Annotated in this window: 12 protein-coding genes and 1 pseudogene; 10 read left to right on the forward strand and 3 right to left on the reverse strand. The window is 68.3% G+C overall.

Features of this window, described 5'->3' with window-relative positions:
* The first annotated feature begins 154 nt into the window (after positions 1-154).
* The 3 genes from AC1DBX_RS13165 to AC1DBX_RS13175 are packed head-to-tail and all read left to right on the forward strand — an operon-like array spanning position 155 to position 1,567.
* Positions 155-568, forward strand: coding sequence for a hypothetical protein (locus AC1DBX_RS13165; protein WP_476931936.1), 414 nt, complete (start codon positions 155-157; stop codon positions 566-568).
* A 1-nt stretch (position 569) separates the two neighbouring features.
* Complete coding sequence (locus AC1DBX_RS13170) at positions 570-965, forward strand: PEP-utilizing enzyme (protein ID WP_476849691.1); 396 nt, start codon at positions 570-572, stop codon at positions 963-965.
* Positions 962-1,567 carry a hypothetical protein gene (locus AC1DBX_RS13175; protein WP_476931937.1) on the forward strand — a complete coding sequence of 202 codons (606 nt, stop codon included), beginning with the start codon at positions 962-964 and terminating at the stop codon, positions 1,565-1,567. The genes AC1DBX_RS13170 and AC1DBX_RS13175 overlap by 4 nt, the downstream gene beginning before the upstream one ends.
* Positions 1,568-1,607: 40 nt before the next feature.
* Here AC1DBX_RS13175 and AC1DBX_RS13180 read toward each other — a convergent pair whose 3' ends face one another.
* Positions 1,608-3,065, reverse strand: coding sequence for an MFS transporter (locus AC1DBX_RS13180; protein ID WP_476857596.1), 1,458 nt, complete (start codon positions 3,063-3,065; stop codon positions 1,608-1,610).
* 293 nt (positions 3,066-3,358) lie between these two features.
* Between AC1DBX_RS13180 and AC1DBX_RS13185 the strand changes: the two genes are divergently transcribed.
* The 4 genes and pseudogenes from AC1DBX_RS13185 (at position 3,359) to AC1DBX_RS13200 (ending at position 9,048) form a co-directional block, all read left to right on the forward strand.
* Positions 3,359-5,119 carry a zinc ribbon domain-containing protein gene (locus tag AC1DBX_RS13185; protein ID WP_476931938.1) on the forward strand — a complete coding sequence of 587 codons (1,761 nt, stop codon included), beginning with the start codon at positions 3,359-3,361 and terminating at the stop codon, positions 5,117-5,119.
* Between the two features lie 3 nt (positions 5,120-5,122).
* Positions 5,123-6,772 (forward strand): serine/threonine-protein kinase, encoded by a 1,650-nt coding sequence (locus AC1DBX_RS13190; RefSeq protein ID WP_476931939.1) that lies wholly within the window; start codon positions 5,123-5,125, stop codon positions 6,770-6,772.
* Positions 6,773-6,783: 11 nt separating this feature from the next.
* A pseudogene (locus AC1DBX_RS13195) lies at positions 6,784-6,990 on the forward strand (FHA domain-containing protein); the annotation flags it as partial.
* 147 nt (positions 6,991-7,137) lie between these two features.
* Complete coding sequence (locus AC1DBX_RS13200; RefSeq protein ID WP_476931970.1) at positions 7,138-9,048, forward strand: ATP-binding cassette domain-containing protein; 1,911 nt, start codon at positions 7,138-7,140, stop codon at positions 9,046-9,048.
* Between the two features lie 69 nt (positions 9,049-9,117).
* Here AC1DBX_RS13200 and AC1DBX_RS13205 read toward each other — a convergent pair whose 3' ends face one another.
* Together AC1DBX_RS13205 and AC1DBX_RS13210 are read right to left on the reverse strand one after the other, a co-directional pair.
* Positions 9,118-11,121 carry a vWA domain-containing protein gene (locus AC1DBX_RS13205; protein ID WP_476931940.1) on the reverse strand — a complete coding sequence of 668 codons (2,004 nt, stop codon included), beginning with the start codon at positions 11,119-11,121 and terminating at the stop codon, positions 9,118-9,120.
* A gap of 25 nt (positions 11,122-11,146) precedes the next feature.
* A complete protein-coding gene (locus AC1DBX_RS13210) occupies positions 11,147-12,535 on the reverse strand; it encodes a sigma 54-interacting transcriptional regulator (protein WP_476857600.1) in 1,389 nt (462 codons plus the stop codon).
* Positions 12,536-12,683: 148 nt separating this feature from the next.
* On the opposite strand from AC1DBX_RS13210, the gene AC1DBX_RS13215 reads away from it, so the two are divergent.
* From AC1DBX_RS13215 to pdxR, 3 genes are all read left to right on the forward strand, one after another.
* Positions 12,684-13,358, forward strand: a complete 675-nt coding sequence (locus AC1DBX_RS13215; protein ID WP_476931941.1) for an MSMEG_4193 family putative phosphomutase — start codon at positions 12,684-12,686, stop codon at positions 13,356-13,358.
* Between the two features lie 43 nt (positions 13,359-13,401).
* Positions 13,402-14,103, forward strand: a complete 702-nt coding sequence (locus tag AC1DBX_RS13220) for an SCO1664 family protein (RefSeq protein WP_476931942.1) — start codon at positions 13,402-13,404, stop codon at positions 14,101-14,103.
* Positions 14,104-14,254: 151 nt separating this feature from the next.
* Positions 14,255-15,745, forward strand: a complete 1,491-nt coding sequence (gene pdxR / locus AC1DBX_RS13225; protein WP_476931943.1) for a MocR-like pyridoxine biosynthesis transcription factor PdxR — start codon at positions 14,255-14,257, stop codon at positions 15,743-15,745.
* The last annotated feature ends 62 nt before the right edge of the window (positions 15,746-15,807 follow it).

Genomic DNA, 15,807 nt, shown 5'->3' on the forward strand with positions numbered 1-15,807 from the left:
CCACCCGGCCAACAGCCGGGTGGCGTTCCTGTCCGCGCCGCCTCAACGACTCGTCCTCCCCCCGAAGCATCAACAGTTTGTTGACAACAGGATGTTGATGCCAGAAGCTGGTGGTGTCGAGGGGTGCCGAGCCGACGGGAAAATGGAGTCTGGAATGAACGAGACCGACGGGACCCGTCAAGGCGGCGACGCTGCGGAGGCTCAGCGCCAAAGCCAGGCCACACGGATGTTGCTGGACCGGGGCGCCGCCGAACTCCCGCCCCGGCCCTGGCTCGGTGAGCGGCAGCCCCCTTCGGCGAGTGACCTGATCCAGCACGTCCTGTGGCGGTCCAACGGGACCGACCGCGGAGAGCCGGTGGATGGTCTGGACGTGCGGGCCGCCCTCACCCTTGTGTCAGCCGCGCGGGCAGAGACGGATGGCCTGGAAACGGCACTCCTGTTCCTGGCGCGGGCCGAGGGGCTGACCTGGCCCCAGATTGCCCAGAGCCTTGGGCTCCGCTCGGCGCAGGCCGCGCAGCAGAGACTGGATCGGCTGTCCGGCAGGCCCGAGACGGGTGTGGTGGGCTGACGTGGAATTCACTCCTCAGGCCAGTGCCGGAAGGGAAGGCCGCGATCCCGCCGGCGCGGTTCTCACCGGCATCGGCGCCAGCCCGGGCACCGCCTGCGGGACGGCCCGGACAGTTCACAGCGTCGACGAATTCTCCGCGGTGGCCCCCGGCGACGTTTTGGTCTGCCGCACCACTGACCCCGCCTGGACGCCACTGTTCGGGATCGCCGCTGCCGTCATCACAGAAACGGGCGGGATGCTCTCGCACGCCGCCATCGTGGCCCGCGAACAGGGCATCCCCGCCGTTCTGGGGGTAACCGGCGCGCTGACCCGCATCACGGACGGAACGACGCTCGTGGTCGACGGAACCCACGGAACCGTCCACGCGAAACCAGCAGGTCCCGGAGCGGGTCCATGAGCCCGCAGCAGCCATCCATGCTGCTCACCCTCCACGCCCTGAGGCTGCTCGGCTTCGCTGACACTGAGTCAGTTGCCGCCCGGTTTGGCCAGGATCCGCACGACGTCGAACGGCTCCTCATTTACGCCGGCGCGAACGGGTGGGCGTCGCGCTCCTCATTCGGCGGAAACCGGGGCTGGTCCCTGACCGTGGCCGGCAGGACTGAAAACGAACGGCTCCTGGCCGAGGAGCTGGACAGCGTGGGCGGCCAGGCAGCAGTCACCGCCGTGCACGCGAAGTTTGCACCGCTGAACGCAGGAGTCGTGGCCGCCTGCAGCAAACTCCAACTCCGCTGGCTCGCCGAGGGAAGTCAGTCCAACGATGGGATCGACGAGCCAACACAGCAAACCTTCACCCAGGCATTGGCGTCCTTGAGCGATCTGGAAGTCCGCCTGACCGCTGTGTTGCCGCGGTTCAGCGGATACGCGGAACGCCTCGAGCTGGCAGTGGAAAACGCAGCCACGGAGCCAGCGTGGCTCACCGCCACAGACCGCGACTCCTTCCACCGCATCTGGTTCGAATTGCACGAAGATCTCATGGCCACCCTCGGCATCCGGCGATGAACGCCCCAGCACGACCCCAAAAGTGACAGCGGAACCGCGGTCAACCGGTGCTGGATGACCCGCGCGCGGCGGCTTGGACCTGTGTGACGGGTTTGGTGGCGGGCATGCCGAGCACGGCGATGACGGTGAGGACGGCGGCGATCATGACGGCCAGGAACACGGCGGACGAGGCCGCCACGATGGTGTGGGGATCCGTGTCGCCGTGCGGGGTGCCGGCGTAGACAGCGTTCGCTATCGCACCGAAAACGGCGACGCCGATGGAGCTGCCGATGGATCGGGCGAAAAGGTTGGTGCCCGTGACCACGCCGCGCTCGTTCCATTCGACGCTCGTCTGGGCGGCGATCAGGGTTGGGGTCGCGACCAGGCCGAGTCCGAGCCCGACGATGAAGCAGCTGACGGCGACCAGCGCAACGTTGGGGACGGAGGCCGTGACGGCCAGGACTGCTGTGCCGATGACGGTGACCGTGATGCCGATCAGGGCAGTGTTCCGGAACCCGATGCGCAGATACAGGCGGCCCGATTGGGAGGCACTGATCGGCCAGCCGATGGTCAGCGCTGCCAGGGCGAGTCCGGCCACGATCGGGGAGGTCGAGAGGGCTCCCACGAGGAACGTGGGAACGTACGAAGTGATGCCCAGCATGACCGCTCCGACCCCGAAGGCGACCATCGCCGTCGTCGCCAGCAGCCGCCGGGAAACCACCCACGGCGGCAGCACCGGCTCCGCCGCCCTCCGTTCGACGAGAATAAACGCGACGAACAGGAGGGCACCGCCGGCGAACACTGCGTCGCTGATGGCGGAGTCCCAGGCCCAGGCCTGGCCGCCCTCGAGGGCCCCGAGAATGAGCAGGGTGAGCGACACGGTGAGCAGCCCCGCGCCGAGATAGTCGACCCGGTGCTTTACGGGCTCGATGTTCTCGTGGAAGGACCGGACCAGCATCCATCCGGCCACCAGGCACAGCGGGATGTTCACAAGGAAAATGCCGCGCCAGATGCCGAGTGAGGCAAACACTCCCCCGAGCGTCGGACCCACCACTGAGGAGACCGCCCACACGCTCGCCAGGTAGCCCTGCACTTTTGCCCGCTCGGCGAGGGTGTAGATATCGCCGGCGATGGTGATGGCCATCGGCTGGACCGCGCCGGCGCCCAGGCCCTGCACTACGCGGAACGCGATGAGGACCGGCATGCTCCAGGCGACTCCGCACAGGATCGAGCCGAGCAGGAACAGGCCGATTCCGATCAGCATGATCGGCTTGCGGCCGATGGTGTCCGAGAGCTTCGCGTAGACCGGGACGGACACGGCCTGCGCCAGCAGATAGGCGGAGAACAGCCACGGGAACGACGTGAACCCGCCTATGTCGTGCACGATCGCGGGCACGGCTGTCGCCACCACGGTCGCGTCGATCGCCACCAGGCCGGTGGAGAGCATCAGGGCGATGAGGACGGGTCCGCGTTTGGAGCGGAAACCGACTCCCTCGGCAGGCATGGTGGTCACGTGCATCACTCCCATCGGCGCCCGAAGCGCGGTGCGTGAACCGGTTACGGCCCCGACAACATAACTTCCCCGTTCGACAAATTAGTCCCGGTCCAGGATCTTGCAGCCCGGGCAGACGGGAGATTGACCGGCCTGTCCCTTCAAAAGGCGTTCCACCGCGGCTTCCTGATCTGTGAACTATTCCGAAGAACTCCGATGACACAAATGATCAGAAGGCTTAGCATTATGGCGGGGGACGGGCTGATCAAACCCACAGGCGTATCCGCGTGACGGTCTCATATTCGACCAGAGGATCCGCCATGAACCAAAAGCGAGTTGCCGCCACCGTCTTCTGTTCCCGCCTCACGTCTCGCGACACGGGCATGGCCGTCGTCACGTATCTGTCCATGGCGAAGCTTCGGATGATGCACAGGCGCATTTCCGGCTTCCTGGTCTTTCTCGTCGGCGTCGCCGCTGCACTGACGCTGACATCGGCGGCCAGTCCTATGCCTACTCCATCTGCCACATTGAAGAGCGATGCCGAGGGGTCCAAGGCTGCTCTCGTGCGAATCGACCTCCTTGCCATCGCGGAGATCGCCCATATTGACCACAGCACAGGCGAGGTAGTGATCTCCCGTGGCCGGTCCACAGTGCCGCTCGGTTCCGCTACCGGCGTGGTCGTTTCAGCAGACGGGATTGTGGCGACCACTTGGGAGAATCTTGCCGTCGACGAGGGCGCTGTGGCCGCATACAGCGCGAACGAGCTCTTCGCCAAAGTGATCGGAGTGCCGATCGTTGGAAACGGCGGGAATCCGCTGCGGCGAGGCTCGACGCCTGATCGATACTGGGCGGCGCACCTGCAGCACTGCTACGACCAGGTGGAGCACTGTATCGTCTTTCGCGTCCCCCAGTACCGAGTGCACACTTACACGGCGGAGCCTGCGACCGTCATGGCCGAGCTGCTCAACCACCCGACCGGGCCCAAAGACATCGCGTTGCTCAGGATCAGTGGCGGCGGTGGCGCGCCGACAGCCACGCTGGCCGCGCCGGCCGCAGCACCAGGTGCGAATCCCGTACTGGTCGGCTTCACCGAGGATCCGAGCCCTAAGGCGGGACCGGCGCAGTTTCCGGTGGCGGTGGACACCGCCGCGGGCCGAATCCGCTCTAGTCAGGACCTTGCCGGGCCACTCGAAGCCGGCGTGTCCGGCGGCCCCGTGCTGGACGGGGCAACCGGCCAGGTCCTCGGCCTGATGGGGCCCCGCCAGCCGGACGGCCAGGGCACTCTGGTGCCGGCCGCGTCCATTCAAGCAGCTATGGCCGCGGCAGGCGTTGAGGCCTCCCCGTCGAAGTTCGATGCTGTATTCCGGCGGGGCATCGATCACCTCTCATCGGGCATGGGCGGATCGGCCGAGAGCGCACTCGAAGAGTCCTTGACCTACTTCGATTCCGCCTTGGCGACAAGTTATCTTGAGCAGGCCCGAAAGATGAGTAGCGAGCACCCGATGGGAGACCAGGCGACCGCCGCCGCAGACGCTGGCAAGGACGGCCCCCTGCAGGCTGCCCTCCTGCCCGGATTCGCCGGATTCCTGCTCCTGGCCGGAATCCTGGCCGTCCTGGTCCTGCGTCGCGGCAGGGCGTCAGCCGCTCGGGGCGTCGGCGGGGCCCCGCCTCGCCCCGCTGGCCGTTCAAGCTCAAAGGGTGCCGAAGGGAGACCTGTTGCCCCTCTGAAACCCCAAACCGGCGAGAGCCAGACCGCAATGACCCGGGCTGCGCGGGCTGATGAAGATCAGGTCCTGCGACAGCAGGCCGGACACGGCGGGACGGGCCCCGTGCGGACCGAAGCAGCCGGGCACAAGAGTTCTCCTCCCTCGCAATCTCCGGTATCTGGCGGGCGAGGTCAGCCGGCTTCGGGGGCGCCCGGGGACGTAAATACGGGCCTGAACGGTGGCGAAACCCGCACGGCCGGACCGCTGGCACCCCGCTCCGCGGAGAGACAGGGCCGGACGTTTTGTTCCCAGTGCGGCAGATCAGTGCGCCCGGGAGCGCGGTTCTGCTCCGGCTGCGGTTATCCGGTCGGGTAAACCGTGGACCCCGTTCAGGATTACCTCTATCCCGGGGCAGAATTCGCGGGTTATCAGATCCAGTCCCTGGTCGCCCGCGGCGGCATGGGAGTCGTGTACCGGGCGCTGGACGTGCAGCTCGGCCGACCCGTCGCCCTCAAGCTCCTGGCCCCGGAACTTGCAGCCAACGAGAAGTTCCGCCAGCGGTTTGTCCGTGAGTCCCGGCTCGCCGCCTCGGTGGACCACCCCAACATCTTGCCGATCTACGCTGCCGGGGAATGGTCGGGACTGCTCTACATCGCCATGCGCTTTGTGCACGGCACTGATCTCAAGGCAGAACTTGACGCTCGCGGCCCTCTCCCGCTGACCGAGGCCCTGGGCATTCTTTCCCACACGGCCGCGGCCCTGGACGCCGCGCACGGCGCGGGCCTTGTCCACCGGGACGTCAAGCCCGGCAACATACTGCTCTCTGACGACCCGGCAAACGGCCACCGGCTCGTCTACCTCACGGACTTCGGTCTCACAAAGCGCACCACCTCCGCCACGGGCGTTACGACGGCCGGTCACTTCCTCGGCACCTTGGACTACGTCGCACCCGAGCAGATCCGCGGCGGGGACATCGATAGTCGGGCCGATGTGTACGCGCTGGCGTGCGTGGCCTACACGCTGCTCGCAGGCCACCCGCCGTTCGACCATGACGACGACTCGGCCCAGCTGTGGGCGCACATGACCGAGGAGCCGCCGCGCCTCACCTTGGAACGGCCGGAGGTCCCTCCTGCAATGGAGGCTGCCATCGTCAAGGGCATGGCGAAACAACCCGAGGACCGGCCCCCAACATGCGGCGCGCTCGTTACCATGATGTCCGGCGGCCCGCCTGGCAAGGTTGTTCCAGCGCAGCCCCGAGGCGCGGGGAAACACGCGGTCCCGCCCCGCGCCACTAGACCCGGCAAGGGCAACGGCGGCGCCGCCCCGGTGGAAGCAGGGACCCTCGTCCGCGCGGGCGCGAACGCCCACTTGGGCGGACGATCCACCGGGTCCCGGGGTAGGCGCGCTGATCGGCGGCCGGGCCGGACCGCGCGGCTGGCTGTGCTAGGCGGGGCGCTCCTCCTCCTAATCCTCGCCATCCTCGCCGGCGCGCTGCTCCCGCCGATGCTGTCTGGAGAAAAGTACGTAACCTTTCGCGCGGATGGCGTCCCGTACACCCTCGATGTCCCGCAGAGCTGGACCGCCCGAACTCACGAAGCGGGCGACAGCACCGTCAGTGTGCTCTCGGACGCGGACCTGACCGCGCTTTTCGCCGACGAGCCGGACGCTCCGGCTGCGGCGGCCCGAACGGCCAGTGACCCGGAGAAAGTCGCCGGACTCGCCATCTACCACCGGCCCGCCGGGCTGACCAATCAATCCCCGACCGCCCGCGTCCGCACGGCGGAAGCGCTCCTGCCCGGCCGGGACGCACATCTGGTGGACCGCGGGCCAGCTACCGTCGGGGAGGTTAAGGGGCAGGCCATGGAGGGGACGATTCCCCTCTCATCCGCCGTCACGCTGCAGGTCCGGGTCTTCGTCGTTGAGACCGATCCGGTCCAACTCCTGGTCTTTTTCGCCCCCTCGTCGCTGTTCGAGCAGCGCACGGAAACTTTCGATCACGTCGTCGGTTCTCTACGCGTGACGAAGTAAGGAAGGTCGCCATGCCGGACCAAGTGCCACCCCCGGACGGAACTGCGCTTTTCGTGCGCGCAAACGGCCGTGAGTGGAGCTTTCCGCCGCAGCAGACAGTTCAGGTTGGTCGGGATCCTGGCGCCGATGTCCCTATCGATGACGATCGTGTCAGCCGCGAACACGTCCGGCTCTGGCACAGCGAAGGCAGATGGTGGGCGGCAGATCAGGCAAGCCGCAACGGCACCTGGGACATGGAGTCGGACCGTGTGCTGGACGGCCCGGTGCCGCTACTCACCGGCGGACTTCGGCTCCGTCTTGGCGCTATGGACGGACCCGAGGTGCTCCTCAGGCCCCACCCGCCCGGACAGCCGGTGAGGCCACGCGTGCTCACTCTCGGGCGGTCGCACTCGTGCGACGTTGTGGTGGATGACCCCCTCGCGTCCCGGAGTCACGCCGTGGTCGAGGTCGGCGAAGCCGCCGTCCTGCGCGACGCCGGCAGCTTCAATGGAACATTCCTCAACGGAGAACGCGTCCACGGTGACGCCCTGCTCTCAATCGGTGACCTCATCGGTATCGGATCGAGCACTTTACTCTGGGACGGCGCCACCGCGGCCATGCCGCCACCGCAACGTCCCGCGTTCATCGCCCGGCACCTGGAGGTCACCACCAAGACTGGCGCCCACCTGATGGACGATGTGTCCATCACCGTCCCGGCCGGGACGCTCGTGGCGGTCATAGGGCCTTCCGGCGCTGGCAAATCCACCCTCCTGGGCGCCCTTACCGGGCTGCGCCCGGCCACTCGCGGGCACGTCAGCTGGAACGGGCGGGACCTCTACGCCGAGTACGCCCAGCTCCGGTTCCTGGTGGGCTTGGTTCCCCAGGAGGACATCCTCCACCGACAACTCACTGTCCGCCGCGCGCTCCATTTCGCAGCTCAATTGCGACTGCCCCCAGACACTAGCTCCGCAGAGCGCGACGAACGGGTCAATCAAGTCGTCGCCGAGGTCGATCTGACCAACCAAATCGACCAGCGCATCGATTCCCTCTCCGGGGGGCAACGAAAGCGGACCTCGATCGCCCTCGAGCTGATCACAGCGCCCCAGCTGCTCTTTTTGGACGAGCCTACCTCCGGGCTCGACCCCGGCCTGGACAAGCAGGTCATGGGCAGCTTGCGCTCTCTCGCCGACGCCGGCCGCGTCGTGCTGGTAGTCACCCACAGCGTCCTCGCCCTGGACGAATGCGACCGTGTGCTGGTCCTCGCCCGGGGCGGACGCGTGGCGTTCTTTGGACCACCGGCCGAAGTACTCCCATTCTTCGGTGTGGACAACTACCCTGCGGCGTTTGCGGCACTCGAGGACCCGACGTGGGTAGGTAAATACGCCCAATCGCCTGCCCGTGACGCGTACGTCGGAAGGACCGCATCAGCCAATGTGCCCGTTCCTGTAGGCGACGCGCCCCCTCCGCCCCGCGCGGCCCCGCTGCGCCAGTTGTGGACGCTGATGCGGCGCAACGCCGCCGTCGTCGCCGCAGACCGCCTCTTCGTGGTCCTCCTTATCGGCATGCCGATGCTGCTGGCCCTGATGGCGCACGCCTTCCCCGGCGAGGCCGGCCTGTCCATGCGCGAGGCCGGGGGTGATCTGTATCAGGTCCAACAGCGGCTCATTGTCCTCGTGGTCGGAGCAGCGCTGATGGGAACAGCCCTCACGGTGCGCGAACTGGTCGCGGAACGGCCCATCTACCGGCGGGAACAGGCCGTTGGCCTCTCCCCTACGGCTTACCTGCTCGGCAAGTTTGTGGTGCTTGGCGCCTTGGTCGCAATCCAGTGCATCCTGTTCACCGTGATGGCTCTCCTCGGTCTGCCGGGACCGGACGATGCCTTGGTACTCGGCAACGGGCACCTGGAGATTGCCGGGGCTGTGGCAGCGGTTGGCGTCGCCATGACCGCCGCCGCGCTGGTGATCTCGGCTGCCGCGACATCGACTGAACAAACCATGCCTGCGCTCGTCGCCTTGGTGATGGCGCAATTGGTCCTTTGCGGTGGGCTGTTCGCCATCCAGGGCCGCGCCGGACTCGAGGAGGTGTCGTGGCTGCTCCCTGCACGTTTTGGCTACGCGGCTGCGGCGGCCACTGTCGGGCTCCAGAAACCGCCAGCACCCGAAGTGGACACGCTCTACGACCCGACAGCCGGACAATGGCTCACAGACACCGGGTTCCTCGGAATTCAGGCCGTCGCGTTCCTCGCACTGGCCTATTGGGCGTTGCACCATTCTGTCAACCGAAACCCTTGGCGGTGAGATCGAACTGCGGTCAAACCCCGACGGCGTGGCCAATTACCCCGCCAGTGGTGGAGAGTCGCCGCGGATCTATTGGGCCCAGTCGGCGTCGTCGTAGGGGCGTCCGCGGAAGTGGGCGCGGAGGTATTCGCCCACCACGGCCGCGCCCAGGTCTCCGGCCTCGGGCGCCACCACGCGGCCGTCGATGCGGCGGGCCATCCGCTGGACGAAACGTTCCAGGGAAGGGTCGTCGCCGAGCCGGAAGAACGTGGCCTGCGTGCCGGCGCGGGCCAGGCGGTCCAGTTCGGCGACCGTGACGCGGATGGTCTCCGGATCCGGCGGCCAGCAGAACCAGGACTCGCCGTCGGCCAGCAGGTGCGCGGTGGGTTCGCCGTCGGTCACCACGAGGAGGACGGGCTGCATCGACGGGTGCTGACGGAAGAACCGGCCGGCCAGCAGCAGGCCGTGGTGCAGGTTGGTTCCCTGCTCCCGCAGGGCCGGCAGGGCCGTGAGCTCGCCAATGTCCATGGTCTGCGCGTAGCGGCCGAACGTGATCAGCTGCAGCCGGTCGCCGCGGAACCGGGTTGAGACGAGGTGGTGCAGGGCGAGGGCGGTGCGTTTCATGGGCACCCAGCGTCCCTCGGCGGCCATCGAGAAGGACACGTCCGCAAGCAGGACGACGGCGGCCTGCGTGCGCGCCTCCGTCTCCGTGACTTCGATGTCGCCCACGGCGAGGCGCAGTCCGCGGCCCGGGTCACTGCCGTCGGCGATCGTGCGGCGGATCGCGTTGGTGATGGTGCGGGTGACGTCCCACGGTTCGGCGTCGCCGAACTCCCATTGGCGGCTGGAGCCGGTCTGCTCCCCGGCCGCCCCGGCAACCCGCGTGTCCCGGCGGCCCTGCCGGCCGGAGAGCTGCTTGGCGGTGTCCCGCAACAGCGACCTGCCGAGCCGCCGCATGGCCTGCGGGGACAGCCGGAGATCGCCGTCGGCGCCGCGCTGGAGGAAACCGCCGTCCTGTATGGCCCGTTCGATCTCCGCGAGGGTGCGGGCCGTCACGGCGGCATTCTGTCCGAGCTGGCGGGCGAGGGCGTCCAGGTCCAGGTCATCGAGGCGTGACCCGCTGTAGGCCTGGGAGAGCTGTTCGGCCAGCTCGTCCAGTTCGGCGATGTCCTGGAGCACGCCGGTGCCGTCGCCGAGTCCGAGTCCTTCCTCGCCCTCGAAGCGTTCGGAGCCGGACCAGTCCTCGCCGGGGCGCAAAGCCTGCAGGTTGGAATCGAGTTGGCCCAGCTGTGCCATAAGCTCGGGCGAGCCGAACGCCTGGGCGGAGAGCCGCATCAGCTCCTCGCGCTGCTCGGCGGACATGGATTGCAGGAGCCGCTGGGCGGCGGCCGCGCGCTGGGCGAGCGCGTCCACCAGCTCCTCGACCGATTGCGGGTTCTCCGGGAAGAACTGGCCGTGCTTGGCCATGAATTCCTGGAAGTCCGCGTCGGTGTCCTCACCGCGGCGGTGTTTGCCGAGGAGCCCGTTGAGGTCCTGCAGCATCTCGGCCACGGCCGCGCGGTCCTCCTCGGTGGCGCCCTCGAGGGCCTCCTTCATGCCGGCGAACCGCTGGTCCAGGAGTTCGCGGCCGAGCAGGTCCTTGATCCGCTCGTAGGCCTCCCGCGCGGTGCTCGACTGCCAGTCATAGGAGGCGAGTTCGTTGACCGCCGCCGCTGTGGAGCGCGGCAGGTTCTGCAGCTGCATCTCCCGGAAGGCGCGGTCGGTGTTGTCCATCATCGCGTCGCGGGCGAGCTGCTTGCGCTCCTCCAGCACCGCAGTCTCAAGCAGCTTTTGGACTTCGCTGAGGGTGCCGTCCAGGTTGTGCCGGCCCAGCAGTTCACTGCGCCGCTGCTGGACGCGGCCGGCGAGGTCGTCGAGGCCTTCCCGGTTCCGGCCGCCGCGGCGCAGGAACTCCCGGAGGGCGTGCCGGGGCGAGTAGCCGGCCATGACGTCCTCGGCGACGGCGTCCAGCGCCTCCGCCAGGTCCACCGGCGGGGCGAGCGGATCCGGTCCTCCCGTGTACCGGCCGTACCTGGACCGGTTGTGAGCGGTCATGAGGCCTCCTTAGCCGTAAAGCTGCCTACCCGTAGATTGTCTCTTCGTCGTCGGACTCCTTGGAGATCCGCCGGGCGAGGTAGAGCCCTTCCAGCGCAAGCTCGACGGCGGCGGCGCGCTGCCCGTCGTTTTCCGCGCCCAGGCGCTCACTGATGTCGTCGTAGAGGCTGGATCCGTTGAGGGACGGCAGGTTGTGGAGGAACTCCCGCGCGGTGACCAGTTCCCCGGTGGTGACCGTGGCGTGGCCGTCGAGCGCGGCCACGAGCGGACCCATGTCCAGGCCGTGGAAGTGGGCCCGGACGGCTTCCGCGGTGGCCATGCGCAGGAGGTGGTCCAGGACGTCCTGTTCCCGGCCTTCCTCGCCGGATTCGAACTCGATCTTTCCGGCGAGGACGTCCACGGCGGCGTCCAGGTCGATGATCCGGGCGACGGCCTCGTCCTCGCCGCGCACGCTGGCCCGGCGCAGGGCCGCCGCGGCCACGGTTTCGGCGCCGGCGATGGCGAACCGCGCGGAAACCCCGGAGGTCTGGTTGACCGCCGGGGACTGCCGCAGCGCCCGGGTGTAGCGGGCCAGGATCTCGAGGATGACGGGCGGGACGCCGGCCACCAGCTGCCCCTCCTGCCGGATGACGGCGACCTCGTCGTCGAGCTCGATCGGGTAGTGGGTGCGGATCTCGGCGCCGAAGCGGTCCCGCAGGGGCGTGATGATCCGGCCGCGGTTGGTGTAGTCCTCCGGGTTGGCGGACGCGACTACCAGGACGTCCAGCGGCAGCCGCAGCACGTAGCCGCGGATCTGGATGTCGCGTTCCTCCATCACGTTGAGCATCGAGACCTGGATCCGCTCGGCCAGGTCGGGCAGCTCGTTGATGGCGATGATTCCGCGGTTGGAGCGCGGGACCAGGCCGTAGTGGATGGTTTCCGGGTCCCCGAGACGGCGTCCCTCGGCCACCCGCATCGGGTCGACGTCGCCGATCAGGTCCGCGACGGAGGTGTCCGGCGTCGCGAGTTTTTCGACGTACCGTTCCGAGCGGTGCCGCCACGCCACCCGAAGCCGGTCCCCCTCGGTGAGGGCCAGGGCGCGGGAGTGCTCCGTGATGGGTTCGTACGGGTGTTCGTTCAGTTCCGAGTCCTCGATCACCGGCGACCACTCGTCCAGCAGCCCGGCCAGGGTGCGCAGGAGCCGCGTCTTGCCCTGGCCCCGTTCGCCCAGCAGGACGACGTCATGCCCGGCGAGCAGGGCCCGCTCGAGCTGGGGCAGGACGGTCCGGCTGAACCCGAACATCCCGGGCCAGGGATCCCGGCCGGCGGCGAGCGCGGCGAGCAGGTTGTCGCGGATTTCGCGGCGCAGGTCCTTGTGGACGTGGCCGGAGGCACGCAGTTCACCAACAGTGAAGATATCGGGGCGATCACTCACTCCTCCACCGTAGCCCTCTACCGTGCGGGGAATCGAGGGATTCTTGCAGATTCCTGCGCATTGGGGCGGGGTGCAAGAGAGCCGCCCGGGGTCCCCGGTCCGAGGCTGCGAGGGACGGGGCAGGCGGTGAGCGTTAGGCTGATTCTTGATGACTGCATCAACCGCGCCAAAACCATCTGCCGGGCCCTCACCCGAGCAGCAGGGCACGCTCCTGCTTCTCGTGCGCCACGGGGAGACGCCGACGACGGGCAGGTTGCTGCCGGGGCGGGCACCGGGACTGCATCTGTCCGACCGGGGCCGGGACCAGGCTGACCGGGTCGCGGAACGGCTCGCGGGACTTCGGGTCGACGGCATCTACTCCTCGCCGCTGGAGCGCACCCGCGAGACGGCGGAGCCGGCGGCGTCCCGCACCGGATTGGGCGTAAAGCAAGATGCCGGCCTGCTCGAATGCGACTTCGGCGAGTGGACGGGCGCCTCGCTGGCCGAGCTGGCGCGCTTGCGGGCGTGGCAGACGGTCCAGCACAGCCCATCGACCTTCCGTTTCCCGAAGGGCGAGAGCTTCACGGAAATGCAGGCGCGGATTGTCGGAGCGCTTGAGGTGCTGCGCACGGCCCACCCCGGCGGCGTCGTCGTGTGCTTCTCCCACGCCGACCCCATCAAGGCCGCCGTCGCCCACGCCCTGGGCACGCCCCTGGACCTCTTCCAGCGGATCGTCATCAGCCCGGGCTCGGTGTCCGCCATCTCCTATGTGGACGGCCAGGCACCCGCCGTGCTCATGGTGAATTCGACGTCGGAACCCCTCAGCGGGCTGAGGACGCCGTGAATTCGGGACAGACTGCGGGACCGCCAGTGATACGGGACAGCCGGTGTCCGGCCGGGAGCTGACCCTGCTCGCCGGGGGCCGCGTCGAGCTGCTCGGACGTATCCCGCGCAGCAGCAACGAGACGTTCCTCGCCCAGGTCTCCTGCGGGGACGACGCCGCCTATGCGGTCTACAAGCCCGAGGCCGGGGAAAGGCCGCTGTCCGATTTCGAGCCCGGCCTCTACCGGCGGGAACGCGCCGCCTACCTGCTCAGCGAGTCCCTGGGCTGGGGTTTCGTCCCGCCGACCGTGATCCGCGAGGAAGCTCCGCTGGGGGTCGGATCGCTGCAGTGGTTCATCGAGTGCGACTTCCGCGAGCACTACTTCACGCTGTTCGAGGACGCCCCAGAGACCCACCGCGACCTGGCGCGGATTGCCCTGTTCGACTACGTCGCCAACAACACCGACCGCAAGAGCGGGCACGTGCTGCGCGGCGACGACGGACGGGTCTGGGGCATCGACCACGGGCTGTGCTTCTCCGCCGCTTTCAAACTCCGCACCGTGATCTGGGACTTCGCCGGCGACCCCATCCCCGACGCCCTGCTCGAGGACATCGCCCCGCTCGCCGAGGCCGCTCCTCCCGAGGTGGCCGGGCTCCTCGACGACGACGAGGTCACCGCCCTGCAGCGCCGCGTCCAGCGCCTGTTGCACGCCCGGGTCCTGCCGGTTGACCGCACCGGCATGCGCTACCCCTGGCCGCTCGTTTAAGCACCCGCCCGTCCGGGTGGCTCGGATATGCCGCCGGGGACCGCGGCCTGTCCAACGATCCCGCCATCTGGCGCAACGTCCGGACGGACGGCCAGCTAGAATCGGGCCCGTAAAATGGGGCCATGGTGAAATCCGCTCCGCGGTTCGCGGGATGAAGAGCGCTGGTGGCCGACTGCTGGCCGGACTTGAGCTCGACCGCGCAGCGGCTGAGCCTTTGCACCAGCAGCTGTATGCGCAGTTGCGCACCCAGATCCTGACGGGTTCAATGCCGAGCGGAACCCGCTTGCCCTCGACCCGCACACTCGTCACCGAGCTGGGAGTATCGCGGATCACTGTCGTGTCTGCGTTCGAGCAACTCACTGCTGAGGGCTTCCTGCGCTCACGTGCGGGTGACGGCACATACGTCGACACCCTGTGGAGCGATGCCGCCCCGCAGCGGCCGATGTCCCGGCCGCCGCTGTCCGAACGCGGAGCCGCCACCTCTTCGCGGGGCACCGACCTGTTCAGCGAGGCTCCGCACACGTGGGCGCCCGCCGAGACCGAATCGTTCGTTGCCAGCCAGGTTGCGTCCTCGGCTTTCCCCGCGGCGACCTGGAAGCGCCTGTTGGGGCGCCATGCCGGGCGCACCGATCCGCTTGCGATCGGGTACAGCGATCCCCACGGCTACCGCCCACTGCGGGAAGCGATCGCGGAATACGTCAACGACGTGAGAGCCCTGGGGTGCACGGCGGACCAGGTGGTCGTCACCTCCGGTGCGCAGCAGGCCTTCAACGTGCTGGCGGTTCTTCTGCTCGACGCCGGCGACCCCGTCGTCATCGAGGACCCGGGGCACATCTCCGGACGGCTCGCCTTCCAGTCCCAGGGCTGTCCTGTCCGAGGCGTCCCAGTCGACGACGAGGGAGCAGTCCTCCCGGACGACGACGCGGCTCCGGCACGCCTGGCCTGTCTGACCCCCGCGCGGCAGCATCCGCTCGGCATTGCGATGAGCCCGGGGCGAAGGGCGGAGTGGATCGCGTGGGCGCAACGGAACGGGAGCTGGATCGTCGAGGACGACTGCGACAGCGAGCTGCGCTACCGCGGGAAATTCCTCCCCACCCTGTTCGGGCTCGATTTGAGCAGGCAGGTGATCACTGTGGGCTCCTTCAGCAAGGTGCTCGCGCCGTCGATCCGCCTCGGATACTGCGTGCTGCCGGAGGACCTGGTGAAGCCGTTCGCATCCGCATCATCGGTCATTGGGCGCCCGCCCGCGATGGTGCTCCAGATGGCCCTCACGGACTTCCTGTCGGAAGGGCATCTGCACGCCCACCTTCGCCGCACCCGGCGTCTCTACGCGGCACGTCAGGACGCCCTGCTCGAAGCAATCGATCACCAGTTGAGCCACAGGATTGAAGCCGCCCCGGTCGACGCTGGCCTGCACGTCATGGGTTGGCTCCGTGAACCGGTCGACGATATCGAGGTAGCCAGGGGACTGGCCGCGGGCCGGGTGTACACCTACCCCCTCGGCGAGTACCGGCTCACCCGGCAGCTCCCCCCGGCGCTGCTGATCGGGTTCGCCGGCACCGCGGAGGAGCACATGCCGCAGGCTGTCGGCAGGATGGCCGCCGCGTGGGACCGATGGGAGCGCATCGCCGCAGGTTCCTGAATGGACTTAACGACTGTGGCCTTAATGGATCTTTTTTGCGATCCATTACCGGCGTACAAATG

The organism is Arthrobacter sp. 10N44_2 (genome assembly GCF_056394385.1).

Excerpts from the sequence above, each read along its gene's own strand:
- AC1DBX_RS13165 (WP_476931936.1), top strand. The coding sequence starts at position 155 with ATGAACGAGACCGACGGGACCCGTCAAGGCGGCGACGCTGCGGAGGCT.
- AC1DBX_RS13175 (WP_476931937.1), top strand. The coding sequence starts at position 962 with ATGAGCCCGCAGCAGCCATCCATGCTGCTCACCCTCCACGCCCTGAGG.
- AC1DBX_RS13180 (WP_476857596.1), bottom strand. The coding sequence starts at position 3,065 with ATGCACGTGACCACCATGCCTGCCGAGGGAGTCGGTTTCCGCTCCAAA.
- AC1DBX_RS13185 (WP_476931938.1), top strand. The coding sequence starts at position 3,359 with ATGAACCAAAAGCGAGTTGCCGCCACCGTCTTCTGTTCCCGCCTCACG.
- AC1DBX_RS13205 (WP_476931940.1), bottom strand. The coding sequence starts at position 11,121 with ATGACCGCTCACAACCGGTCCAGGTACGGCCGGTACACGGGAGGACCG.
- AC1DBX_RS13215 (WP_476931941.1), top strand. The coding sequence starts at position 12,684 with ATGACTGCATCAACCGCGCCAAAACCATCTGCCGGGCCCTCACCCGAG.
- pdxR (WP_476931943.1), top strand. The coding sequence starts at position 14,255 with ATGAAGAGCGCTGGTGGCCGACTGCTGGCCGGACTTGAGCTCGACCGC.